The sequence below is a fragment of the Cohnella algarum genome, assembly GCF_016937515.1.
GTDB classification, from domain to species: domain Bacteria; phylum Bacillota; class Bacilli; order Paenibacillales; family Paenibacillaceae; genus Cohnella; species Cohnella algarum.
On record NZ_JAFHKM010000002.1, the window covers coordinates 3,525,343 to 3,547,953 of the forward strand.

Annotated in this window: 24 protein-coding genes and 4 pseudogenes; 18 read left to right on the forward strand and 10 right to left on the reverse strand. The window is 52.2% G+C overall.

All coding sequences use genetic code 11. The features are described from left to right. Nucleotides 1-61 precede the first annotated feature (61 nt). Nucleotides 62-664: a DUF6431 domain-containing protein gene (locus tag JW799_RS30180; RefSeq protein ID WP_420830679.1), complete on the reverse strand. Its 603-nt coding sequence runs from the start codon at nucleotides 662-664 to the stop codon at nucleotides 62-64. 193 nt (nucleotides 665-857) lie between these two features. Between JW799_RS30180 and JW799_RS15745 the strand changes: the two genes are divergently transcribed. The 3 genes from JW799_RS15745 to JW799_RS15755 all read left to right on the forward strand — a co-directional run bounded on the left by JW799_RS15745 (nucleotide 858) and on the right by JW799_RS15755 (nucleotide 2,192). Beyond that, nucleotides 858-1,142 carry an AAA family ATPase gene (locus JW799_RS15745; RefSeq protein WP_275901526.1) on the forward strand — a complete coding sequence of 95 codons (285 nt, stop codon included), beginning with the start codon at nucleotides 858-860 and terminating at the stop codon, nucleotides 1,140-1,142. Between the two features lie 24 nt (nucleotides 1,143-1,166). Continuing rightward, complete coding sequence (locus JW799_RS15750; RefSeq protein ID WP_205430596.1) at nucleotides 1,167-1,505, forward strand: MmcQ/YjbR family DNA-binding protein; 339 nt, start codon at nucleotides 1,167-1,169, stop codon at nucleotides 1,503-1,505. A gap of 405 nt (nucleotides 1,506-1,910) precedes the next feature. Beyond that, nucleotides 1,911-2,192 carry an MmyB family transcriptional regulator gene (locus JW799_RS15755; protein WP_240353304.1) on the forward strand — a complete coding sequence of 94 codons (282 nt, stop codon included), beginning with the start codon at nucleotides 1,911-1,913 and terminating at the stop codon, nucleotides 2,190-2,192. Here the strand turns inward: JW799_RS15755 and JW799_RS15760 are convergent. Both JW799_RS15760 and JW799_RS15765 read right to left on the reverse strand, forming a co-directional pair. After that, nucleotides 2,119-2,610 (reverse strand): SDR family NAD(P)-dependent oxidoreductase, encoded by a 492-nt coding sequence (locus JW799_RS15760; RefSeq protein WP_240353305.1) that lies wholly within the window; start codon nucleotides 2,608-2,610, stop codon nucleotides 2,119-2,121. The two genes, JW799_RS15755 and JW799_RS15760, sit on opposite strands and share 74 nt — an antisense overlap. 96 nt (nucleotides 2,611-2,706) lie before the next feature. Further along, a complete protein-coding gene (locus JW799_RS15765; RefSeq protein WP_240353690.1) occupies nucleotides 2,707-3,555 on the reverse strand; it encodes a helix-turn-helix domain-containing protein in 849 nt (282 codons plus the stop codon). Nucleotides 3,556-3,808: 253 nt separating this feature from the next. Here JW799_RS15765 and JW799_RS15770 point away from each other — a divergent pair, with 253 nt between their 5' ends. Then, a complete protein-coding gene (locus JW799_RS15770; protein WP_205430599.1) occupies nucleotides 3,809-4,609 on the forward strand; it encodes an SDR family NAD(P)-dependent oxidoreductase in 801 nt (266 codons plus the stop codon). A gap of 495 nt (nucleotides 4,610-5,104) precedes the next feature. Here the strand turns inward: JW799_RS15770 and JW799_RS15775 are convergent, their stop codons facing one another. Continuing rightward, on the reverse strand, nucleotides 5,105-5,596 hold the full coding sequence (locus tag JW799_RS15775) for an MFS transporter (protein ID WP_205430600.1): 492 nt from the start codon (nucleotides 5,594-5,596) through the stop codon (nucleotides 5,105-5,107). A gap of 108 nt (nucleotides 5,597-5,704) precedes the next feature. Here JW799_RS15775 and JW799_RS15780 point away from each other — a divergent pair, with 108 nt between their 5' ends. Beyond that, the gene (locus tag JW799_RS15780) at nucleotides 5,705-7,153 is read left to right on the forward strand and encodes a transposase (protein WP_205428726.1); all 1,449 of its coding nucleotides are present in this window, start codon (nucleotides 5,705-5,707) and stop codon (nucleotides 7,151-7,153) included. A 1-nt stretch (nucleotide 7,154) separates the two neighbouring features. Here JW799_RS15780 and JW799_RS15785 read toward each other — a convergent pair whose 3' ends face one another. The 4 genes from JW799_RS15785 to tnpA form a co-directional block, all read right to left on the reverse strand. Then, nucleotides 7,155-7,883 carry an MFS transporter gene (locus JW799_RS15785; RefSeq protein ID WP_205430601.1) on the reverse strand — a complete coding sequence of 243 codons (729 nt, stop codon included), beginning with the start codon at nucleotides 7,881-7,883 and terminating at the stop codon, nucleotides 7,155-7,157. A gap of 305 nt (nucleotides 7,884-8,188) precedes the next feature. After that, on the reverse strand, nucleotides 8,189-9,763 hold the full coding sequence (tnpC, locus tag JW799_RS15790; RefSeq protein ID WP_420830629.1) for an IS66 family transposase: 1,575 nt from the start codon (nucleotides 9,761-9,763) through the stop codon (nucleotides 8,189-8,191). 71 nt (nucleotides 9,764-9,834) lie between these two features. Then, nucleotides 9,835-10,188: an IS66 family insertion sequence element accessory protein TnpB gene (tnpB, locus tag JW799_RS15795; protein ID WP_028598474.1), complete on the reverse strand. Its 354-nt coding sequence runs from the start codon at nucleotides 10,186-10,188 to the stop codon at nucleotides 9,835-9,837. Beyond that, entirely contained in the window at nucleotides 10,182-10,502 is a 321-nt protein-coding gene (gene tnpA, locus JW799_RS15800; RefSeq protein WP_205430603.1) for an IS66 family insertion sequence element accessory protein TnpA, read from the reverse strand. The genes tnpB and tnpA overlap by 7 nt, the downstream gene beginning before the upstream one ends. Nucleotides 10,503-10,593: 91 nt before the next feature. Between tnpA and JW799_RS15805 the strand changes: the two genes are divergently transcribed. After that, nucleotides 10,594-11,073, forward strand: coding sequence for a TetR/AcrR family transcriptional regulator (locus JW799_RS15805; protein ID WP_205430604.1), 480 nt, complete (start codon nucleotides 10,594-10,596; stop codon nucleotides 11,071-11,073). Nucleotides 11,074-11,129: 56 nt separating this feature from the next. After that, nucleotides 11,130-11,284 (forward strand): annotated as a pseudogene (locus JW799_RS28740) (IS5/IS1182 family transposase); the annotation flags it as partial. A gap of 36 nt (nucleotides 11,285-11,320) precedes the next feature. On the opposite strand, the pseudogene JW799_RS15810 reads toward JW799_RS28740, so the two are convergent. Further along, nucleotides 11,321-11,602: pseudogene (locus JW799_RS15810) on the reverse strand (FAD-dependent oxidoreductase); the annotation flags it as partial. A 109-nt stretch (nucleotides 11,603-11,711) separates the two neighbouring features. Between JW799_RS15810 and JW799_RS30185 the strand changes: the two are divergent. Then, nucleotides 11,712-11,807, forward strand: a pseudogene (locus JW799_RS30185) (tRNA-binding protein); the annotation flags it as partial. 200 nt (nucleotides 11,808-12,007) lie between these two features. On the opposite strand, the gene JW799_RS15815 reads toward JW799_RS30185, so the two are convergent. Continuing rightward, a complete protein-coding gene (locus JW799_RS15815) occupies nucleotides 12,008-12,646 on the reverse strand; it encodes a TetR family transcriptional regulator (RefSeq protein ID WP_205430605.1) in 639 nt (212 codons plus the stop codon). A 181-nt stretch (nucleotides 12,647-12,827) separates the two neighbouring features. Between JW799_RS15815 and JW799_RS15820 the strand changes: the two genes are divergently transcribed. From JW799_RS15820 to JW799_RS15865, 10 genes and pseudogenes are all read left to right on the forward strand, one after another. Next, nucleotides 12,828-13,586, forward strand: coding sequence for an SDR family oxidoreductase (locus tag JW799_RS15820; RefSeq protein ID WP_205430606.1), 759 nt, complete (start codon nucleotides 12,828-12,830; stop codon nucleotides 13,584-13,586). A 27-nt stretch (nucleotides 13,587-13,613) separates the two neighbouring features. Next, complete coding sequence (locus tag JW799_RS15825; protein WP_240353306.1) at nucleotides 13,614-14,627, forward strand: NADP-dependent oxidoreductase; 1,014 nt, start codon at nucleotides 13,614-13,616, stop codon at nucleotides 14,625-14,627. Between the two features lie 45 nt (nucleotides 14,628-14,672). Then, on the forward strand, nucleotides 14,673-15,533 hold the full coding sequence (locus JW799_RS15830; protein ID WP_205430607.1) for an SDR family NAD(P)-dependent oxidoreductase: 861 nt from the start codon (nucleotides 14,673-14,675) through the stop codon (nucleotides 15,531-15,533). A 419-nt stretch (nucleotides 15,534-15,952) separates the two neighbouring features. Continuing rightward, entirely contained in the window at nucleotides 15,953-17,053 is a 1,101-nt protein-coding gene (locus tag JW799_RS15835; protein WP_205430609.1) for a CgeB family protein, read from the forward strand. Between the two features lie 521 nt (nucleotides 17,054-17,574). Continuing rightward, nucleotides 17,575-18,224: pseudogene (locus JW799_RS30190) on the forward strand (CgeB family protein). A 39-nt stretch (nucleotides 18,225-18,263) separates the two neighbouring features. Beyond that, complete coding sequence (locus JW799_RS15845; protein ID WP_080834422.1) at nucleotides 18,264-18,518, forward strand: hypothetical protein; 255 nt, start codon at nucleotides 18,264-18,266, stop codon at nucleotides 18,516-18,518. A 55-nt stretch (nucleotides 18,519-18,573) separates the two neighbouring features. Next, nucleotides 18,574-19,689 carry a GDP-mannose 4,6-dehydratase gene (gene gmd, locus JW799_RS15850; protein ID WP_205430610.1) on the forward strand — a complete coding sequence of 372 codons (1,116 nt, stop codon included), beginning with the start codon at nucleotides 18,574-18,576 and terminating at the stop codon, nucleotides 19,687-19,689. Between the two features lie 27 nt (nucleotides 19,690-19,716). After that, nucleotides 19,717-20,667, forward strand: coding sequence for a GDP-mannose 4,6-dehydratase (locus tag JW799_RS15855; RefSeq protein ID WP_205430611.1), 951 nt, complete (start codon nucleotides 19,717-19,719; stop codon nucleotides 20,665-20,667). A gap of 25 nt (nucleotides 20,668-20,692) precedes the next feature. Then, nucleotides 20,693-22,132, forward strand: a complete 1,440-nt coding sequence (locus JW799_RS15860) for a glycosyltransferase (RefSeq protein WP_205430612.1) — start codon at nucleotides 20,693-20,695, stop codon at nucleotides 22,130-22,132. A gap of 104 nt (nucleotides 22,133-22,236) precedes the next feature. After that, entirely contained in the window at nucleotides 22,237-22,602 is a 366-nt protein-coding gene (locus JW799_RS15865; RefSeq protein WP_205430613.1) for a hypothetical protein, read from the forward strand. Nucleotides 22,603-22,611: the final 9 nt, after the last annotated feature.

The window sequence follows — 22,611 nt, forward strand, 5'->3', positions numbered from 1 at the left end:
AAAGCAATTTTGGAGGCGATTTTCGTTTGCCTTGCTCCTTGGCGGTGGATGCTGAAGGGATTTATAAGCGTGATGCTACAGGTAACCTCGCATTTAGAAACGTCCAATAGCCCCGTCTGGATGCGCCAGCGGGGATGAATCGGGGTAACAGTTTGTCCAGCCAATCCAATGTATCCATTGGCGTTGGGTTCATCATGGTGGGGTAAAGGTGGAGCATATCCGTGTCGTCCCCCTGGGCTACGAGTTTCCCAGCAACCCATAGTGCTGCATCCGCTGCGCGGCGCAGATGTCTTGCCCACCAGCGTTTCAACGTACGGCGGCTATAACGCACGGCAGGAGTTGTTGTGCTTTCTGTCGTCTGCCGCCAAGAGAATCCCTTGTGCTTGCGCTTTAATGCCGCTTCTCGCACCCAAGTCGCATACCGGGCCCATGGAATCAGGAACTCCGGCAGGAGGGAGATTGTTATTCTACAGGTAGGACAATATCGACGGTAGATCGGGATCTGGATGACCTCATGCTTCGTCACAATTCCTCGCCAATAACGACCGTGTTTATGGAGAAGCCGACCGCAGTTTTCACAGCAGAGCTGGACGTCAGGAGATTGATTTCCGAATGTGCGTAAATAAGCCTTGCAAGAAAGGCCGAAATAAAGTATTTTTGACATGATGAAGTGAATGCTCCCGGGGATCCTCGCCAAAGGTTCGGGAGCATTTTCCTTTTTAATCGACAATAGCCTAATCCACCGTCATTGTACAGAAGGGATTAGGCTATTGTCGGCTGTTTATTCGGTTTGGCTCCGCCACACCGAATGGCGAATTCATGCCTTTTTCCCGCCATAAAGTCAGGCGGCGAACAATCTGGCTTATCGGTCCGCGAAAAAAGATGCCCTGCATTCCATGAGTGAACCCGTCCCGTTGCAACTTCGCAATGCCCCAACGAAGCTAATGAAAGAGTTGAACTACGGTAAGGGGTATCAATATGCCCATGATACGGAAGAAAAATTAACCATGATGCAGACGATGCCGGATTCCTTGATCGGACGCGAATACTATCATCCTACAACACAGGGATCGGAGGCGAAAATTAAACAACGATTGGAAGAGATTGCAGCATGGCATGCCCAAAACAAGAACCGGGAATAACAACAAAGACAGGAGCAGATCGGGATGAAGATAGAGGAATTCGTAGAATACTGTTTGTCTTATCCAGGCTCGTATGAAGATCAACCTTTCGGAGAGGGCTGGACGGCCATACGCCATAAAGGGAACAAGAAGTTATTTGCCTTGATCTTCCATCGGGATGGACATCTTTGCGTTAACCTGAAATGCGATCCCGAACGCTCCGATTTTCTTCGGCGGGCTTTCAAGGAAGTCAAGCCGGGGTATCATATGAATAAAGAGCACTGGAATACAGTGATTCTGGATGAAGAACTTCCGGAAGATGATCTTCATGACATGGTAAGGCATAGTTTTGAGCTCACAAGGCCTAAACGTAAAACCGATTGAAAGATGGACACACAAAAAGCGAAGCTAAACAGGCTTCGCTTTTTAATATGGATCGGCGGAAAATAAATTCTACATTTGAATACACGCTAAGGGGTAAGGTTATGAATAGATTCTACCGCAGGACGCTCGTATTGCGGCATTTTATTTCTCAAATAAAGAGGATAGGATGCCTGCCATTGTCGACTGCTCTCCACTGCAATCGTATCAAAAGCCAGAGAACTTTTTCCTGAACCGGATATGCCTACGAAAACCACTAACTTTTCTTTTGGTAGGGTCAGATCAATATGCTTCAGGTTATTTTGCGGTCAGGGGAAATTGTTTACGGGCAAGATGGTACAGATGCCTGCGTTCCGACTCATCTAACCGAAGACGGTTATGTCGGAGAGGGAGCGGAATCTGGTTTGGATGACGTTTACTTCTCCCCGTTTCCGCTATCTAAAGGGAGACCAATGGGAACTGCATGCCAAGCGAATCGTTGCTAATTTTCATGCCGGATATGCGCGTCACGTCGACGATCCTTGGTGGTCCGAGCAGTTCGAGGCGCTTTCACAGGCTAGCAGGGAGTTTCGAGAATTTTGGGATTCCCACGAGGTTCTCGATGCTTTCGATGCTCCTAAGAAGCTACATTGTCCGAATCTCGGGATTTTGAATATTTCGAAGAGCAATACAGTCCCATACCCGGAATAGAATAATGACCCGCCATACTCGAAATCTGTACCATGTGACCGCCGCCCTGCTTACGGAAAAAGGGCAGGACTGCACGCGCTGCACGCAGGGAGCCAAGCACATTGGTCATAAACTGATGCTCAATTTGCCTGTCGCTTGCTTCTTCCACTGCGCCATACAAGCCATAGGCTGCATTATTGACAAACACATCGATCGTGCCCAGTTCTAAAAATGCACGTTCCACCACTTCAGCTATTTGCCGAGAGTTTGTCAGATCTAAATTAGCCTGCCAAAGTTGTGAGCCATACTGTGACTGCAGATCATCCAGCACCCCCGGCTTGCGTACCGTTGCAGCTACACGGTCCCCCCTATCAAGCAACCGGCGAATTATACGTGAAGCCAAGCCTCCTGACGCTCCTGTAATGAACCATGTTTGCATACTAAATACCCTCCAATCGTTGTCTTCCACTGAATCATACAAACAACTGGAGGGTGCTAGCCACAGCACGTCTATTCTACTAACAGGAGTAACAGTCTATGGTAGCTGCCTGTCCTGCTCAAGTAAACGCAATAATCTCTTCTCCGTGCCTGAACCGGGCACCGGAACAAAGAAACACCAGTGCAGTCCCGGGTCATTATCGATTACAGCCGCGGAATGGAGCTCGAACTCCATCACCTGTGCGTCAGGAACACGGAATAAAGCAGTGGCTACGCGTTTTTGTTTGATTTCATATAGCTCCCAGAAATGTACGAACTCCACGCTTTCCCGTGTCAAGCGTTCAAACCGTTCCCTATATAACGGGTTGTTCTTGTAAAGATCGAAGCCTGCCCGCAGAACGGCTACAGAGTAACGGGCAAAGCCTTCCCAATTCACCAGTCTGTTGCGGTAATCCGGCCTTAAAAACATAATGTTCATCATATTCCGTTCGTTGTCCGGCAGACTGCCGAAGTCGGCTACGATCAGTTCTGCCGCCCGATTCCAGGCGATAATATCCGTACCTTCGTCTGTGATAAAAGAAGGATATTGCAGTTGATCTACGATTTTCTGCAAAACTCCCGTATCCGGCCCACCGTTATTTGGCAATGTGACGACGCTCGCCACATCTACATTGGCCAGATCGAACAGATGCTTCTGCTCGTCTTCGTCAAGCTGAAGCGCTTTGCTGATACTTAGCAGCACTTCCGGCGAAGGATTATCCTCCTTGCCTTGCTCCAGCCAGGAATAGTAAGTCACGCTTATATTGGCAAGATAAGAGACTTCTTCTCTTCGAAGTCCCGGAGTGCGCCTACGTCCGGGCAACGGTTGGATCCCCGCCTCTGAAGGCTGCAACCGTTCTCTGCGCGATTTAAGGAAGTCACCCAAGGTGGATGAGGAACGATTCATTTTCAAGTGGGTCACCTCTATTTACTCTTATGGAAGATACAAATCGCTATTAACAAAATGGACCTAAAGCACTCTATACATGATTATTATAATCTCTGCTGAATGTCCGTTTCCACAAAAGAGAACCATAACGAGTACCGAGGCTGTTAATCCCGCTAATAGTATAAACATGATGTGGTTAACCTCTTACTATCGACAGTACGATAAAGATAATTTACGACAGAGAAGTGCTATCGATAGGAGGTTTTGTATCTTGAACAAGTATGCATATCGAAACAAGCTGGCAGTAGTCACCGGTGCTTCATCCGGAATAGGGAAAATGTATGCCAAAGAACTGGCGGCACGAGGCTGTCATGTGGTGCTGGCAGCGCGCTCCAAAGACAAACTGGATGCAATAGCTGGGGAAATCAACCGCCAGTACGGCGTGCAGGCTTATGCATTGGCTTGCGATTTGTCCAAAGCGAACGCCCCGCGCCAACTGGCCGAACAAATTTCCGAACTGGGCTTGTCCGTGGATATTCTCATCAATAATGCAGGCGTTGGCACTTACGGCCGTTTCGAGGAAATAGCCCCGGAGCGCGAGCAGGAGGAGATTATGCTGAACACGGCTGCGTTAGTCGATCTTACGCACCGGTTGCTGCCTAATATGCTGAAGCGAGAGGATGGAGTCATCGTTAACGTGGCATCGATGGCCGCGTTCATGCCCTGTGCTTATTCGGCCGTTTATGGGGCTACCAAAGCATTTGTATTGTCCTTCTCTGAGGCACTATGGGCGGAAACGCGCGGGCGAGGCGTTCGCGTGCTCGCACTGTGCCCTGGTGCAACCGAGACGGGTTTCTTCGATGCGGTAGGCAGCGAGGAAATGGGGGCGGGCCAAAAGCTCTCGACCCCGGAAAAGGTTGTACAGGCCGGATTTCGCGGGATTGACCAGGGACGCAGCTATATCATCGATGGCCGTAACAATTACCTTATGGCTCAATTGATGCGATTTTTTAGCAGGCGCAGGGTAGCCTTGATCATGGAACGCATGTCAAGGCCAAAAAGACACGGATAGCGGGATCCGGTTCTTTTGAGGATCTGCAGCTTGTAAACCAATTTAGCGGTAAGTGTGTTTTACCCCAATCGGTTATTCGCCAGGACTTATTTTGCTTTCGAATTGGCACGACGAATCGAAGGAACAGGAGTTTCATAATTTGCATTTCATTCGGGATGGCTTGCGAAAGGGGGCTTTATTTGAAAAGCAGTGAAAAAACTTGTCGTTACAGACAGCGCGGTGAACCTTATCACAAGTAGGGCGAAGTTTTTGCTCAGAATTATTAAGAAAGGTAAGACCTATCAGGATAAAGGAAAAGCCCCTTGCGCTATTGTTTCAGCGGAAGGGGCTAAGCTTAAAAATACTTTTCGGTCTCCTCGTTGAAGGCGAGCTCGACGCTGCCGATGTGTTTCCTGTCGTCCAGCGTGTTCCTCTCACGATCAGGTGCATTAGGGTCTTGCGCTGCGGGAAAGCCTTTTTGATAGCGTTCCTACGTACACTGGGATATCCCTAAATTCACTTTAAGCCATTGGCCGGCTGCCTGTTCAGATCATCTTGGGAATTATCTGCTCGCGTTGCGAGTATTAGAAAAATGCCGATAACTGACATAACTATGACAATGATAAAGGAAATTGTAAAGTTAGTATTGAAGGATAAAAATCGACTTAAAATAGAAGGACCAAATGCACCTCCTAAAATACTTAAAAGCGTGAAGAGTCCCATCCCGATACCAATCTCCGTCTTTTTCAAGGTCGATGGCACAACATTGGCAGCGGATGATACTAATGTGGTATAGCCGAGCGAAAAGATAAACATGACTATCCCAATGCCGAGGGGCATGTCTTGCAAAACCGCCATAAGCAGTGCTCCCAGAATCATAAAACCATGACCAGCTAGAATAATGATCCTGCCATTGTACTTGCGAGAAAGTGCTCCCATGTAAGGGACGAACAACGAACCAATCAGTGCGCCTGGGAACATGACGATGCCGATCAGGTTTGCTTGCAAGTTACCGCCCTGTTTTAGAAGTCCGGTGATAAAGTCCGCGTAAGCAGGCTTTTATCACGGTTTTGTCGAATTAATATCGTAACACGACTATCGAAAGAGTGATTAGGTATGAAAGCCCGCAAGTCATCGGCTATCCAGCCTCAGATGTTCCAATTCGTGGATATGGATGAACTCGTGCCGAAAAAGCACATCCTGCGCCAACTGAACGAAGCGCTTGATTTTTCCATCGTTCATGATTGGGTGGCGCCTCTATATACGGAACGTACCGGCCGCCCGGCGGCTGACCCGGAGCGGATGGTTCGACTGATGCTGCTTTCGTATTTGTTCAACCATTCCGAACGGGAATTGTATCAACTGTTGCCCATGCATGCGGGCTATTTGTGGTTTTGCGGACTGGATTTCGAATCCGTCGTGCGCCCGGACTCATCGCGGCCGTCCCTGCCGGATCGGACGACCTTGGTGAAGACCCGGAAATTGTGGCGAACGCACGGTGTTTTTGAGAAGCTGATGAAACATGTCGTCGATCAGTGCATCGCCGCGGGACTGGTCCAACCCGATGTGCATGTCGGCGTCGACGGCACCCAGGTACGGGCCAACGCATCCATTCACAGCTTGAAAGAAATCACCCTGGCCCCGGTGGAGTCGATTGAAGACTATTTGGCTCGCATGGCCCGGCAAGATGAAGAGACCGGTGGTGTCGCCCATGATTCCGATGATGACCGACAGCCGCCCGCACCGCCCGCGCAAAAAGAGCGGCTGCTGGAAGACGAAGCGACGCATGAAGATTTTCATGGCAAAACGTTCTCGAACAAGACCCACCGCAGCGTAACGGATCCGGATGCCCGCTTGTACAAAAAGAGCAACGGTCAGGAAGCGCATTTGCGGTATTTGGTGCATGATGTGACGGATATCAAATCCGGCGTCATTCTGTCTACGCAAGCGAGCATCGCGTCCGGAACGGCTGAGCGTGAAACGAGCTTGCGGCAGCTCTTCGCGATCCGTTTTGCCCATCCGCAAATCCGGATTCGGACGCTTTCTGCCGATAAAGCCTACGGTACGACAGATTATCTGCAAGCGTTGTTCGAGCAAGGGATTGTTCCCCTGGTTTCGCTTCGCAACCTGACACTGGAAGATGTACCTGCTTGGAAACGTCAAACGAACGATCCGGAGAAACAACGCAAACGGCTGGCCAAAATCCGGGAAATCCAAATTCGAAACAAAGCCAAACGAATTCAGCTTATGGGTTCTTACCGTCATCTGCAAAAGTTGCGGACGCGGTGCGAGCATGTGTTTGCCGAAAGCAAAGTCGCGCATGGCCTGGGCCGCGCACGGAGCCGTGGATTGGACTGCATGCAAGAGCAGGCGGTGCTCACGGCCATCGTTCAAAATCTGAAAAGACTGTGCCGGTTTAAGAAAAAGCGACCACAAACCGGTGTTTTGGCATGTCCAAAACCGAAATCCGTGATGATGGAGGCAGTGTCGGACCTGCTCATTTCGGCGCTGGTTGGGTTGTTTTCCTCTTTTTTTATGCCGAAGAGACGGTTACAACTGACCTAAATCACCGGACTTTTAGAACCAAGGGCAATAAAAATAAAGCGGCCGGATATGCAGATGTGCCTGCAAATACAGAGAGCAAGGAATTTCTGTAGCTTTTGTTAGCGAGTAAAGAGATGGTGATAAAAAGTGAGTTCTTCCCGCGTATGTGGAATGAAAACGCAATAAACATCAGGACAGCAATTATTAAAAGATAAGGATTTAGGCTGATACCTAATACCAGAATGCCTACTGCCAAGGAGAATAATATAGCTCCTAAGACATCGAATTTCTCCCCTTGTGCAACATTAGTAGGGAAGTGTTTCACAACAAATGGGATAATAAATACGATCAAGAGAGAAACAACAAAAAGACCGTGCCAACCAAACAGTTGAATAATAAATCCACTGAGGACGGGGGCTACTCCGTCCATCAGCGCGAAAGTAGTAGACACAAGGCTTAATGCTTTGCCTCTGTTCTCGGGTTTGAAATATTTAGGCGGAACTACATACGCTAGGGAGGGAATAGCCGCAGCACCAGCTGCTTGAATAATTCTTGCGGTTACAACGGCCGGAAAAGAGCTCGAAAAAACCCCCATTAGCGAACCAAGAGTGAATAGGGCTATCCCTATTAGTATTAATGACCGTGCAGAGAAACGGTCGGTAAGCTTTCCATACGTACCCGAACCTGCTGCTAGTACAACTGCATACAGCGTCGTTACAAGACTGCTTTCGGAGGTATCTCCTTCGACCATAGTTCTGTTGAATTTGCACTAAATTTAGATTAACATTAAACGGAGAGCTCTCCTCTTTATATTAAGCGGAGAAGTCTCCACATGTCAATATGAACCAAGTTTAGTATTAGGGGTGTTAACATGTCTGAGGAAATCAAGGTAATTCAGTCGCGAATTGAACGACGTGATGCCGCCGAGAATCGTCAACGAATATTGGTCGCAGCCCATAAACTTTTTGAGCAGAACGGCGTGGACCAGGTAAGTATGAACGTAAGCGTCAAATAGCCCCCACCTAGCGGCGGGAGCTCAGTTCGACTAATCTGTAGTTACTTTTTACTTAATCGGCACTCAGCCGGTAGCTCGTGCGACCATGGCATGAAGGGTTCGAGCGCGTCGGCATCGAGCGGTCCAGAGATTTGCGGCAACTGCTCGAAGAGGTACTTTAAGTAGTTGAACGGGTGCAGACCATTCTCCTTGGCCGATTCGATCACGCTGTAGATTACCGCGCTAGCCTTCGCGCCGCGAGGCGTGTTGGCGAACAGCCAGTTTTTGCGCCCGATCACGAACGGTTTGATCGACCGCTCGCTCCGATTGTTGTCGAGCTCCAGCCGCCCATCTGACAGGAACGCAGTAAGCTTATCCCACTGATTCAAGCTGTAGGCGATCGCTTGACCGGACAGGCTCTTCGGCAAGGTTTTGGACCGTTGCTCCTTCAGCCATCCATGATAGGCGTTAAGCACCGGCAGGCTTTGCTCCTGCCTCTTCGCCTGTCGCTCTTCAGCGGAGACTTCGGCAAGGTCCCGTTCAATTGCATACAGCTGGTTACAGTAAGCCAGGCCCTGTCCCGCAACGGTTCCCAGCTTCCTCATCTCCGGCGGCCCTGCCTTCAGCGCCTCGTCGTACTTGCGCCGGGCATGTGCCCAACAACCGACGAGCTTCACGTCTGCCACCTTGTGGTACCCAAGGTACCCATCCACATGCAAATAGCCTTTGAATCCGGACAGGAAGTTACGCGGATGTTCGCCGCCCCGCGTCCGTTGGTATTCGTAGAGTATTGCCGGCGGCACATCACGTCCGGTCCGATATAGCCACAGGTAGGACGTCGCTTCCGCGGACTTGCCTTCTTCGCGCAGCACCTGAAGCGTCGTCTCGTCGGCATGCAGCACTTCTTGCCGCAGCAGATACGCCTTCATGGCAGCAAACAGCGGAGACAGCCATTGCTCCGCACCATACATCATCCAGTTCGCCATCGTCTGGCGAGACAACGTATAGCCAAGACGCGCGAACTGCTGCTCTTGCCGGTACAGGGGCAAGCCATCCACATATTTCTGCGTCATGACGTAGGCCATGCTGGACGGCGAAGCCAAGCTTCCGGGATAGACGGGCCTCGGCATGGGCGCCGTGACGATGGGTGTCTGGATCTCATGACGCTCGCAGTGGCGGCAAGCATAGACTTGACGAATATGCCGCATGACCTTGACCTGCGGGGGCACCAGCGCGATCTCGCTGCGCATCTCAGTCGTCATCTCATGCAGCGAGCCGCCGCAGCAAGCACAGGACCGTTCGCCTTCCTCGAGTTTGTACACGACGGTCTCTACCGGCAGGTCGGAGAAGTCGTCTTCACGCTTGCCCGTCTGTTTGCGGCGCTCGTACGTGATCTTCTCTGTAGGTGGCTCTTGTCCGGCTGGTGTGGCCAGCACTTCGGCTTCGTTGAACAGATTCAGCTCCATCTGGTCCGGATTCGTCTTCTCGCTGGAAGTGCCGAAGCGCTTTTGCTGCGCCAGACGGAACTGTTCCTCGTACCACTTGAGCTTGGCCGATAGCTCGATATTTTGTTGTTCCAGCTTCGCATTTTGTTGCCGAAGCTCTTCGATCTGAGGCGATTCCGCTCGATTTTCCATATGGTATACTTCGGCACGGATGGGGGCAACGCCTGCCATAACATATGTCGAATTAAGTAAGGAATAGATTGCTAAATGACCGTAGCGGCGGTCACTTTCGGGTGAGCCTGCCGCTGGCTGAGCGAAAGTCCGTCCAGCAGCCAGCGGAGCTCGCGGGTCGTGACCGTGACCGGATCGCTGTGATCCCTGGGCCACTGGAACGTGCCGCGCTCGAGCCGGCGGTAGAACAGCCAGAAACCGTTGTGCTCCCAATACAAGATCTTTAACTTGTTCCGCTCGCGGTTGCAAAAGACGAACAAGCATGGAGAGAATGGATTCAGTCCGAGCCCCTCTTGGACAAGAGCAGCCAATCCGTCGATGGATTTACGTAAATCCGTGCTGCCACAAGCCAGAAATACCTGACGGCTGGTTAATTCGCTCAGCATATGACCTCCAAAGCCTGCACCACGTCGCGGAGCAAAGTGGGATTGAACCCGGCGTCAACCTCGATGACGGCTGCGCCGATTCGGATGCGAAGGCAAGCCGAAGGTGTGGCTTCCGGCTCGGGAGTAATATGAGCTTTGACGAAGGTGGCTGACTTGACAGCAGCAGGGGATGAACCGCTTAGTCTCTTCATCCATGTATAGAGCCCGCGACGATCCACCTGATTGGCTTTGCACCATCTTGCTGCTTTTTCTCCACTGGAACGGAAAGCGGCAATTCGTTCTTCCCATTTCTTCTGTACGTCTTCTCTGGCCATAAAAAATCCTCCCCGAATTGGACTATGAGGAGGATTATCTCACGGTTATTGCAAGGAACGAAGGTGGGGAGAGTTTGACGCTTACCCTCGTATGAACCAGATCGCAGCGGAAGCCCAGATAGGTCCAGGCACCCTATATCGTCGTTATGCCAATAAAGGTGAATTGTGTTCGGATTTAATAAAAGACAGTGTCCTTCGGTTCTTCGAAGATATTGAGCAGTATCTATTGCAGCATCAGCAAGAGCCGCCGGATCAACGGTTAAAAGGAATTCTCAAAATTTACATGCCTTTCATTGAGAAGAAAGCACAACTGTTAACAGGAGGCAAGGGATCCGCGTCAGCTAAGCGACTTCCGTATCAATCACAGAATCCGCTCTATAACAAAATGCATCAAATCGCAGTCGAGTTATTCGATGAGATGGCAGAAGCGGATCGTCCAAGCCCAAATAGTATATTTAAAGCAGATATGCTGCTGATCGCCATAAGTATTGATTCATATTTTTATCAAAGAGATGTTCGCGGCTATTCACCCGATGAAATTTTGGAACACCTTTGCTCAACATTCATTTAAAGGGGTTTGATGCAGTTTATAATCTGGATGATCTTCAGCGAAAAAAATACTTTGCGAAGCAAATTAGTCGCCACGTTTGGGCTGATTACTTGGAGGAGGCAGACCACCTCCGCCGTACGGAACAGAACAAACGAATTTACTCTCAACGCATGCCATGCTCGTTTTTGCTTGCATGGACCTCAAAAAGTTAGCCGCCTGGCTCTGGAAGTCAGACGGCCAAGGCCGGCGGTTCAATGGATTTTTCCTTTTATACATTATGTAGTAATGCTTGTAATCCTGCCGTATTTATTACATTCCATGGTGTGTTTAATTCTGGCTGAAAGAAGAAGTCGGCATAGGCCAATTGTTCTAATGTGCATCCGGTTTGAATCGCAAGGGAGACCGTATTGATATTAGCAGTCAAATCAACTTTAGACATGATTTGTCCCCCTAAAATCTCTAAAGTTGTTGGATCGTAAACCAGTTTGAACATAACGGTCGTCTCCGGAGAAAACAGGGCTGTCTCTTGTTCCAAGTAGACGGATTTTATCGCCGCTGGACCAAATGATTCTAGGGTACGACGAATAATTGCGCTGAAGAGATAAAAAATCTGTTTAAAAGGAGCAAGGCATACTCATGGCAACACTTGATGATTTTTTAAGCGCTCTTCTGTTCAAATAACGAGGAGATATGAACCAGAAAAACTAATTGGTCAACAAGTTGTAGCGATTGTAAATTTTCCAGTCAGACGAATGTACACCGATTGCTTAATACTTTTATGGGTTTAATTTAACGGGTAATGTTAGCGTCCAATGAAAAAGCGAAAGTCTAGGACATTATTTCTCGTCCATGGCTGTCGCTTTTTCGATTTCAAGGGTCAGCTAATACTTTTTTTATGGAGGCTACAATATGGAAATCCTCTAGGCCACAACGGAATCGGATATGGACGCTTCACTTATGAAATGGCTTGCAAAATATGAACGATCTTTCTTTCCATATCGGAGTTGTCTATCGTCTTCAGATATTCAGGTTTTAGCAGTTGATACTGCTTCATGCAGTAGAAATCCAAAATCGCTTGTTTCAAAGTGATATCATACTGAATCGAAAATGACGGCTCGATAAAACGTCGCAGCACAGCGTCATCTTGAACCATAAACAAAACGGCATTCAATCTGTTGAAAATCTGTTGCTCCATACCGGACTCAAAAAATGTTTGTAAGCTTTTATTCCGATTTTGCAGGGCAACGGATAGTTTCTCAAAATGGGGCGGATAAAATTCCTTCAGATCTTGCAAGAATAAATCGGAAATAAACGTGGCACACATCAAGGATTGTAAAAATGTTAATTGAAAACGAACCAAAAAAGAGACGGAATCGTCTTTGACAACGGTGTCAGCCTTCTTCGAGTAATCAATGTAATAACTCACAACTTGTTCGATGATATCGTCTTTGGAGGGAAAGTACTTATAAAGTGTCACTTTGCTGATATCCATATATTTTGCGAGATCGTCGACTTTCAGTTGGCTGAATCTTGTTCTTCTTATAATGGGTTTTATTTTTTCTACATATGCATCTACACTCACGGCTTTTCTCACAGAAAGTGCCTCCCTTTAATGCCTCTCGAACTTATTATAACAAACTTGCTGACTTTCATGTATTGAGTTTATTAAGTGAACAAATTTAATAAAATTAGTTTACTTAGTTAAACCATTGCTATATAATCGTTTCTGTACCTAATCATCCGATTGCGGATTAACCAAAGGGAGGACGATTCAAATGGAACAATTCATTAAGGGCAAATTCTCCGGCAAAAAGGTTGTGATCACGGGAGGCAGCAGCGGAATCGGCCTTGCGACGGCGAAGTTGCTCGTGGACGAAGGGGCACACGTTCTGATTACCGGACGTACTCAGGCAACGCTGGATGCGGCTCGTGAACAACTCGGCAACAACGCAATCGCGGTCTTAAGCGATGCCGCCTCATTGAAGGATATCGCCGCGTTAGCCGATCGAGTGAAGGCTGATTTTGGAACGATAGATGCCCTGTTCGTTAACGCTGGCGTCACGGGGTTTGTCCCTTTCGATTCAACGATCGAAGAAACGTACGACGAGATATTTACAATCAACGCCAAAGGGCCGTACTTTACCGTACAAAAACTCGCTCCACTCCTGAGCACAGGAAGCGGGGTAGTACTTACGACTTCAATCGTGAACGTAGTGGGTCTCCCCATGCTCAGTGCGTATGCAGCTAGCAAAGCGGCGCTGCGCTCCATGACTCGAAGCCTGGCACGCGAGTTATTGCCTCGAAATATTCGCGTCAACGCAGTCAGTCCCGGCGTCATTGACACAGGTATCATGGAAAAGTCAATGCCGAAAGAAGCTGCCCAACAGACAAAGGCGCAGATGAGACAGCAGATCCCGATGCTGCGTTTGGGCGATCCAGTCGAGGTCGCCAAAGTCGTAGCATTCCTGGCATTTGACGCCACCTATACCACCGGGGCTGAGATACCTGTCGACGGAGGCGGCTCCCAGATCTGAGCGAACTTTAGGATTTGTTGCTTTTCCTTGAAGACCGTTTGGATTCACAGGGAACACGATTTTATAAGAACAAAATGGAGGGAACATCGCAATGGACAATACCATACGGACATCCGGTTCCACGACTACGGCGAACCGACCGATGTGTTGCGTTTGGAGGAGGCGGCAATCCCAGAACCGGGTCCGGGACGCATTCGCGTAAGGGTACGCGCTTGCGGGTTAAATCCGGTTGACTGGGCGATGTGCCGAGGACACTTTGCCGGTCAACTGCCGTTGCCTCGCGGGATTGGTCTGGACGTGTCCGGGATTGTAGACGCGGTTGGAGAGGGCGTAACCGATGTCGCCATCGGCGATGCCGTTCTGGGCGCCGCCGATTTCATGGGCGGATCGAGCGCCGGTGCGTCCGACCGAGCGATCATGTACTACTGGTTCCGCATGCCGGCCGGACTCGACTATGTACAGGCTGCAGCACTGCCAATGGCGGTCGAAACCGCTTACCGGGGGATTGATACTCTCGGGGTGAGTTCGGGCCAGACCGTACTCGTGCACGGAGCCGGCACAACGGTAGGCTTCGCCGCCGTCCAGATCGCCCTCATGCGCGGTGCCCGAGTGGTCGCAACCGCTGGTACTGCCTACGCCGACAAACTCCGCGCCATGGGGGCGATGGTGACCTCGTACGGTGATGGAATGGTCGAACGAGTGACCGAACTGGCGAAGCAGCCGGTTGATCTCGCCCTGGATACCGCACCAATCAGCGGCTCATTGAAAGATCTGGTCCAAATCGTCAATGGGCATCCTCAGCATGTCCTAACCGTCAGCGATTTCGCCGCAGCCGCTGAACTTGGCGTTCGCGCCAGCTATGGAGAATTACATACCGCACGTTATGACGTTGTCGTTGACTTCGCCCAATACGCAGCAGACGGCAAGTTCACGATTCCGGTCGCCAAGACTTTCGCACTCGACGCATGGCGTTCAGCTGTCGAAATCAGTCAGAGCGGGCGTGCCCACGGCAAATTGATCCTCCTGCCCGCCTCCGACTGATGAGCACATATAACCGATGAAATTCTGAATGAAGGAGGACATGCATTGAGTAAGAACCAACGAGAACATATTGCACTGATTACAGGCGCAAGTAACGGGATCGGGTTGGCATTGACCCGGAAAATGCTGTCGGAGAACTGGCAGGTGGTTGCTTTAAACCGGTCGGATTTTCCGGCGGACGACAGATTCCTCCAAAATCATCTCAAGGAAGGACGGCTCCGAGCCTATAAAGTGAAGGATCTCGCCGATTATGACAGCTTGAGACACTCTTTGGAAGAAATCAAAAGCAAGGAACAGCGGATCGATATTTTGTTCAACAACGCCGGAGGAGGCTTAAGTGAGCTTCGTTATTCGAAACAAGGCCGGGAATTGCATTATGAATTGTTGACGGTCGTTCCTTATATTATTCTGATGGAATTAAAGGAGCTGTTGAAGAACGGCAGCTTAAAAACGGTGATTAACACTTCGTCGCAGGTGTTTAGATTTACGAAGGAGTTTACGATCGAAAAATTGGAGCATCCCAAAACCTTCCGCAAAATGTATGGACCCTATGCGACTTCAAAGCTGGCTCTTTCGTTGTGGACCCAAGCCGTCGCACCGCAGCTTGCCAAGGAAGGCATCAAGATCCGCAGCGTTGACCCGGGCATTAACAACACGCTAAGAAAAGGAAAAGATTCCGGACTGACCGCAGGGTTTGAACTGTTTATGAAGTTTTTTTCCTCTCCGCCTACACATGGAGCCAGCCTATTATATGAGGGAGCTCTGGGCAAAAACAGCAATGAGACCGGCGTGTTTCTGTTCAAAGATCGAATTGCGGACTTGAAATTTACAGAACATGCGCAGCGTGTGCTGGAAAAAATATCCGATATCTATAGCCATGAATTTCTTGGCGCACCGAACCGTTAGTCACGACCGCACAATATTTTTTGATCTGGCAAGCCTATTCCGAACTACATCGCTACGGGAATCGTCAAGCTTGCGACCGCGTACGAGACAGCCCAGTATCCGCCGGCCGCTTGACTGCTTTCATTTGCAGCCCGATGGCCTCCGCCTTCGTCTGTTGTTCCTTAACCTCGTTACCAGCGATTCCGCCAAGCGAGTGCTCTGCGCCAAAAAGGGCCGCCGGCGGATCGAGCCCGGACAAGCCCGCTTCCGGCCCGACGGCCTCTCCTGCGATCAGAGCAGGGGAGGCCGTTTTATTTTCGCCGATGAGCCCGGCCCAATGATGGCCGCTTACTGTACAAGTGCCGTTACAGGAGATACTCGTCCGCTAATACAATGGGGATAAATGTCGGCCGCCCGACCCGAAAAACGGAGGTGATGGGATGCAGAAGACAGGTCATCGATCAAAGGCGGGCGTCCGCGGAAGCAAGGAAGGCTATCGAAAAGGCTGGGACGACGGCTACCATCTCGGCATGTGCGAAGCGATCGTTCGCCGCACGCCGGGCTACGCGTCGCCCCCGAAAAATTTGCGGGTGTTGTATATTCCGCAAGGCTTCGAATCGGTCGACCGCGGCGTCATCGAGGGGCTGTCGCAAACCGTGTCCGCCCTCATCGTCGGAAATGCCGAGACGATGGCGGATCAGGCGCGGGAACACGCTCCCGATCTCGTTTTGGTGATGAACGGGCTTCACGTTTTTCCCGCCGATCATTTGGAGCAGGTGGCTCGCATACGCGCAATGGGGTGCCGGACGGCGATCTGGTTTGCCGACGATCCTTATTTTACGGTGGAAACGGCGGAAATCGCGCCGCATTACGACTGGGTGTTTACGCATGAGCTCAGCTGCGCGGACTGGTATCGAAGCCTCGGCTGCGCGAATGTCCATTACCTGCCGCTCGCGGCGAGCATTGCCTGCTATCGACCCGCTCATATCGAACCGCAATACCGCAGCGACGTTTGCTTTATCGGCACGGCGTTTCCGAACCGGGCGCTGTTTTTCGACCGGATGGCCGAATTTTTGGCGGGACTGCGAACGGTCATTATCGGGGGCTTATGGGAAACGCGCCTCGCGAACTACTCCCTGCTCCAGGATCGGATTCGCCCCGGCTTCACGTCGCCCGACGAATGCGCCAAATATTACGCGGGGGCCAAAATCGTGCTTAATTTGCACAGGCAGACGGAAGAAGAGAAAAATACGGCGAACCTTCCCGGAAAATCGATCAATCCGAGAACGTACGAAATCGCCGCGAGCGGCGCGCTGCAGCTTACCGACATTCGGGAGGATTTGCCGCTTTATTATGCGCCGGGGAGGGAAATCGCGGTTTATTCCTCGCCCGAGGAAGCCCAGCACAAAATCCGCTATTACCTGAATCGCGAAAGCGAGCGGCGAAGCATGGCCTGGAACGCTCTCGTGCGAACCCGGAAGGAGCATACGTACGCCCACCGGCTGGATCGGCTGCTTCGGGTCGTGTTCGGAGAGGCATAGCCAACCAATCCGCGGAAAGGAGGATGCCGGAGGCGATGGCTAAAAGGAAGCGAAACGAAAGCTTGCCCGATCATGAGCTTGCGTTTAAGAGCCGAAGGAACGAAGGCTACGCAACCGGCCGGCAAATCGGCTATCTTCTCGGGCGATGCGAAGCCGTTCGTCGGCAGGCGCAAGTCGTTCCGGAGCGGAAATGGAATGTGAAAATACTGTACGTAACGTCAGGAAAAGGTTATCCGTACTCGCCGCTTGACGAGGCGATCATCCACGGTTTGCGGGTCGTCGCGCGGGAGGTCGTCGTTTTCGAGCAAAGCCCGGAAACCAAATCAAAGCTCGCCGCGGAAGCACTTGCGCACAAACCGGACCTGGTGCTGGTGCTGGAGAGCCTCCATTTGGATCTTCAATCGATTTACCGCATCCGCCAGGCCGGCATACCGACGGCGGTCTGGTTTGCCGACGACCCTTATTACACCGACATGACGGATAAAATCGCGCCTCATTTCGATTACGTTTTTTCGCTTGAAATGAACTGCCTCGATTTTTACCGCCAGTTGGGCTGCAAGGAGGTTCACTACTTGCCCTTTGCCGCCGACACCCGGAAATTCCGCCCGATCCATCTCGATCTGGTGCTGCGGAAGGATTTTTGTTTTATCGGCAGCGCTTTTTGGAACCGGGTCAAGGCGTTCGACGAGCTTGCGCCGTATTTGGCGGGCAAAAAAAAGTACATTTGCGGACTTTGGTGGGACCGCTTGAAAAATTACCGGCTGCTCGAACGCGATATCGATTTGGGGCGCTGGCTGACCCCGGAGGAGACGGCCCGAATCTACAACGCCTCCAAAGTCGTTCTCAACATGCATCGGGCGCATGACGACGAGACGTACAACTTCAACAGCCGAAAAATTCCCGCGAGCTCGCCCAATCCCCGGATGTTTGAAATCGCGGCATGCGGGACGCTGCAGTTGGTCGACAACCGGGGGACCTTGGCCGGTTTTACAAGCTGGGCGAGGAGGCGCTCTCATACTCTTCGCTCGGGGAGCTGATCGAAATCGGCGAATTTTATTTGAAGAACGAAAGCAAACGGCAGGAAGTCGCGGTCCGGGCGCTCAGGCGCACGTTGACGGAGCATACGTACCCGAAGCGGCTTGCCCAGATGATGGGCGTCATTTTCGGATGACGGGCGCGATTCTCGGCCCCGAAGGCGGGAGGTGAAACGATGGCGAACCTTCGCAAACGCCGCGCGGCAAAACGGCGGACCGGCAGCGGACGAAAAGCCCGATCGCGAAAAGCGAGGGGAGGGATCCGCTCCGTACGGTCCCCGAGGCTGCCGAAGAAATCGGGTCCGGACCGCGGCCGCCGTCCGGAAAGCGAAGCGGCAACAGCGAGCTCTGCGTTCAACGAAGGCTATAACGAGGGGTTCAACGCGGGCTTCGCCGAAGGCCTGGCGGACGAAGGCCGAGCCGCAAGCTGAACGGCCGCAGACGATTAGCGAACGAAGCCAATACTCGGAAGAAGGAGAATGGTCGATGAGCAAGGTAGCTTTGATCACCGGCATCACCGGTCAAGACGGCGCATATCTGGCAGAATTGCTGCTCGCGAAAGGTTACGTCGTTCACGGCTTGAAACGCCGGAGCTCTCTTTCGAATACGGGAAGAATCGACGGTCTGTACCGGGGAGCGCATGTCCAGGACGCGAAATTCTTTTTGCATCACGGCGACCTGACGGATTCCGCGAACCTGATCCGGATCGTCGCCGAGGTTCAGCCGGACGAAATTTATAACCTGGCGGCCATGAGCCATGTACACGTTAGCTTCGAATCGCCGGAGTATACGGCCAACGCCGACGGCATCGGCACGCTGAGGCTGCTGGAAGCGATAAGGATTCTGGGGTTGACCGGAAAAACCCGGTTCTACCAGGCTTCGACGTCGGAGCTGTACGGACTCGTGCAAGCCGTGCCGCAAAGCGAAAAAACGCCGTTCTATCCCCGCAGTCCGTACGCCGCCGCGAAGCTGTACGCTTACTGGATTACGATAAACTATCGGGAAGCGTACGGCATGTTCGCCTGCAACGGCATTTTGTTCAATCATGAAAGTCCGATTCGCGGCGAGACGTTCGTAACGAGGAAAATTACGAGAGCGGCGGCGAGAATCGCCCTCGGGCTGCAGGAACAGCTGCGGCTCGGCAACTTGAGCGCCAAGCGGGACTGGGGCCATGCGAAAGACTACGTGGAAGCGATGTGGCTGATGCTGCAGCAGCCGGAAGCCGAAGACTACGTGATCGCATCGGGCGTAACGACGGAGGTGCGGGAATTCGTTCGGCTGGCGTTCGACGAGCTCGGCATCGAGCTGGAGTTCCGGGGCGAGGGCGAGGGCGAGAAGGGCATCGTCAAGGCGTGCCGCCTGCCGGAGTTCCAGCTTCCGGTCGGCCGCGAAATCGTCGCGGTGGATCCCCGCTATTTCCGGCCGTCCGAAGTGGACCTGCTGCTGGGGGATCCGTCCAAAGCGCAGTCCAAGCTGGGGTGGGCGCCGAATTACGACTTGCGGAAGCTCGTAAAGGAGATGGTGGCCGGAGACTTGAACGAAGCCCGGAAAGCGGAGCATTTGAAAGAAGGCGGCTTCGGCGCGGAAATCGATATGGAATAGCCCGGCGAGAGAGGAGGAGCGGGAACGGTGAAAGCGTTGGTCACCGGCATTTCCGGATTTGCGGGAAGTCATTTGGCGGATTATTTGTTGAGCCAGAACGTGGAAGTGTTCGGCATGGTGCGCAGCGGCAGCAAGCTGGAACGGCTTGGGAACGCCATTGGGCGCATTCGGCTTGTGGAATGCGATCTGCGCGAAGAACAGGCCGTCCACCGGGTCGTCAAAACGCTGAGGCCCGATCTGATCTTTCATCTCGGAGCGCAAAGTTCGGTTCCGGTTTCGTGGAGTTCGCCGATCGATACGCTGCATAACAATATCGCCGGACAAATTCACCTTATGGACGCCGTTCGGCTGAGCGGGATCGATTGCAAAATCCAAATCGCCGCTTCCAGCGAAGCGTACGGGAGCGTACAGCCCCGCGAAGTGCCGCTCAAGGAGACGAATCCCCTTCGCCCTTTAAGCCCGTACGCGGTCAGCAAAGCGACCCAGGAATTGCTCGGCTACCAGTACTTCAAAAGCTACGGCCTGCCGATCGTCGTCACCCGGGCTTTTAATCATATCGGACCGAGACAGAGCGACAACTTCGTCGCTTCCAGCTTTGCCAGGCAAATTGCCCGGATTGAAAAGGGCGAGAGTCCGCCCGTGCTGTACGTCGGCAATTTGGAGGCGTGCCGGGATTTTACCGACGTGAGGGATGTCGTTCGCGCGTACTGGCTGGCGCTTAAGGAGGGGGAGCCCGGGGAAATTTACAACGTCGCCTCGGGCGAATGCCGGCCGATTCGCGAGCTGCTCGAACGGCTGCTCTCCCTGGCCGCCGTCGAGATCAAGGTGAAGCAGGACCCGGATCGGCTGCGGCCCGCCGATGCGGCTACGCTGTATGGCGATTATTCCAAGCTGGAGCGCAAAACGGGCTGGAGGCCGGAAATTCCGTTTTCTCGCACGCTTGAGGATTTGCTGGAGGATTGGCGCAAGGCGCAATGACATTTTTGGGGAGGGTGCGATTCGCATGAGACATGGCGCGACGGCAGCGAAAACGAGGAGCAAGCGGAAAAGAACTTCGGTGAAGGTCCGCAGGACGTATCGGGAGGTAAAGACGAAGAAAAAATCGCTCAAGCTTACATTCAAAAAGGTTCGGAAGCTGAAGCTCAAAAAATCGTACGGGCGACTTCGGCGCGGCAAAAGAAAAGGAAGCCTGCGCTTGGCCAAAAAAGGGAAGCGGGCAAGGCTGGCCGTTCCGGTTCACGAGCATCCGCCGGAGGTCGTCGAACATCCTCCGCACCAAGAGCCCGAACATCGCGGAGAGCCCGAAGAACCTGCGGACACGGGAGCGCCCGGATTTTACAGAGGGATCAACCTGGTCGGATTTTTGCGGGCGGAGCTGGGCCTAGGCGAGTCGGTGCGGCTTGCGGCAAGATCGCTGGAAGCCAATCGAATTCCGTTCGGCATTCTGGATTATAAAGAGGTCATTTCCGAAGGCATGGGCGATTCGACCTGGGTGCATAAGGAAATGGGAGGACCGCTTTACAAGGTCAACGTTTTCCACATGAATTCGGACTCCCTGCCGCACTGCCACAACTATTTCGGTCACGATTTGTGGCATAACCGCTTCAACATCGGCGTCTGGCACTGGGAACTGCCGGAGTTTCCGGACGAACTGTGCGAAGGCTTCAATTACGTACAGGAAATCTGGGCCCCGACGACGTATGTTCAGCAGATTATCGCCCAAAAATCGAGGGTGCCGGTGGTACGAATTCCCCACGGCATTCACGTCGATTTTATCCCGGAGTTGAACCGCGACGCCTTCGGCCTGCCGCACGACCGCTATCTTTTCTTTATGATGTTCGACCTGCAAAGCACGATGGCGCGCAAAAACCCGCAAGGCGTGATCGATGCGTTCAAAATGGCGTTCGATAAAGACGACCCGCGCGTCGGCCTCGTGCTGAAGGTCAACAATTCGAGCCTGCGTCCCGAGGATGTCGAGCAGATCCGTCCGCTCATCGACGGGCACAGCAACATTTTCCTGATGGACCGGCTGATGAACCGGATCGAGGTGAACTCGCTGATCAACAGCACCGATTGCTATGTTTCGCTGCACAGGGCCGAAGGCTTCGGGCTGGGGCTCGCGGAAGCGATGTTCCTCGGCAAGCCGGTCATCGGAACGAACTATTCCGGCAACACGGACTTCATGAGTCCGGAAAATTCCTGTCTCGTCGACTACACGATGGTCCATGTGGGCGACGTATGGGCGGGTCCGTACCAGGCTCATCAAATATGGGCGGAACCCGACATCGCGCAAGCGGCCGGGTATATGCAGCAGCTCGCCTTCAATCCGGAATGGCGCACGGCGCTTGCCCTCAGGGGACAGGAGACGATCCGGACGCAATTTTCGCCCGAGGTGGCGGGACGGATGATGAAGCAAAGGTTGAAAGAACTGGGCTGGTATTGAAGCCTCGTTTCATAATTGGTCGAATCTTCATGGTACAAGGCCCGATCACCGGAAGGCCAGTCTGCATTATATAGAGCATACCACGACGAAAGGGGTGCTCTGATATGGCAGTTTTTGTGTATAAAACAGGGGCGATTCCGCGCGCTTCTTTGGATGCGACGACGACGGTCAGCGTGACGGTTACGAACATGAACGACGATCTCGGCGTCAATACGGCCCGCATCATCTATTGGGAAGTGCCGGCTGCCGGCGCGAAAACGGCTCTTTCGCAAACGGCCTTCGCTCTTCTTGCAAACAACAACTTGACGACTTCCTTTACGGTTACGTCGACGGTGGCTCAATTTGCGGTCGAGGTTCGCTATTCGAATCCGAACATCGTTCCGGAAATTACGCTGGTCGGCGGAGCTGCGGTGGAACGCATCCAGGCGGGGGAAATGTTCTTCGCCAGCAGTCCGACGGACAATCCGTAATCGCTCTGT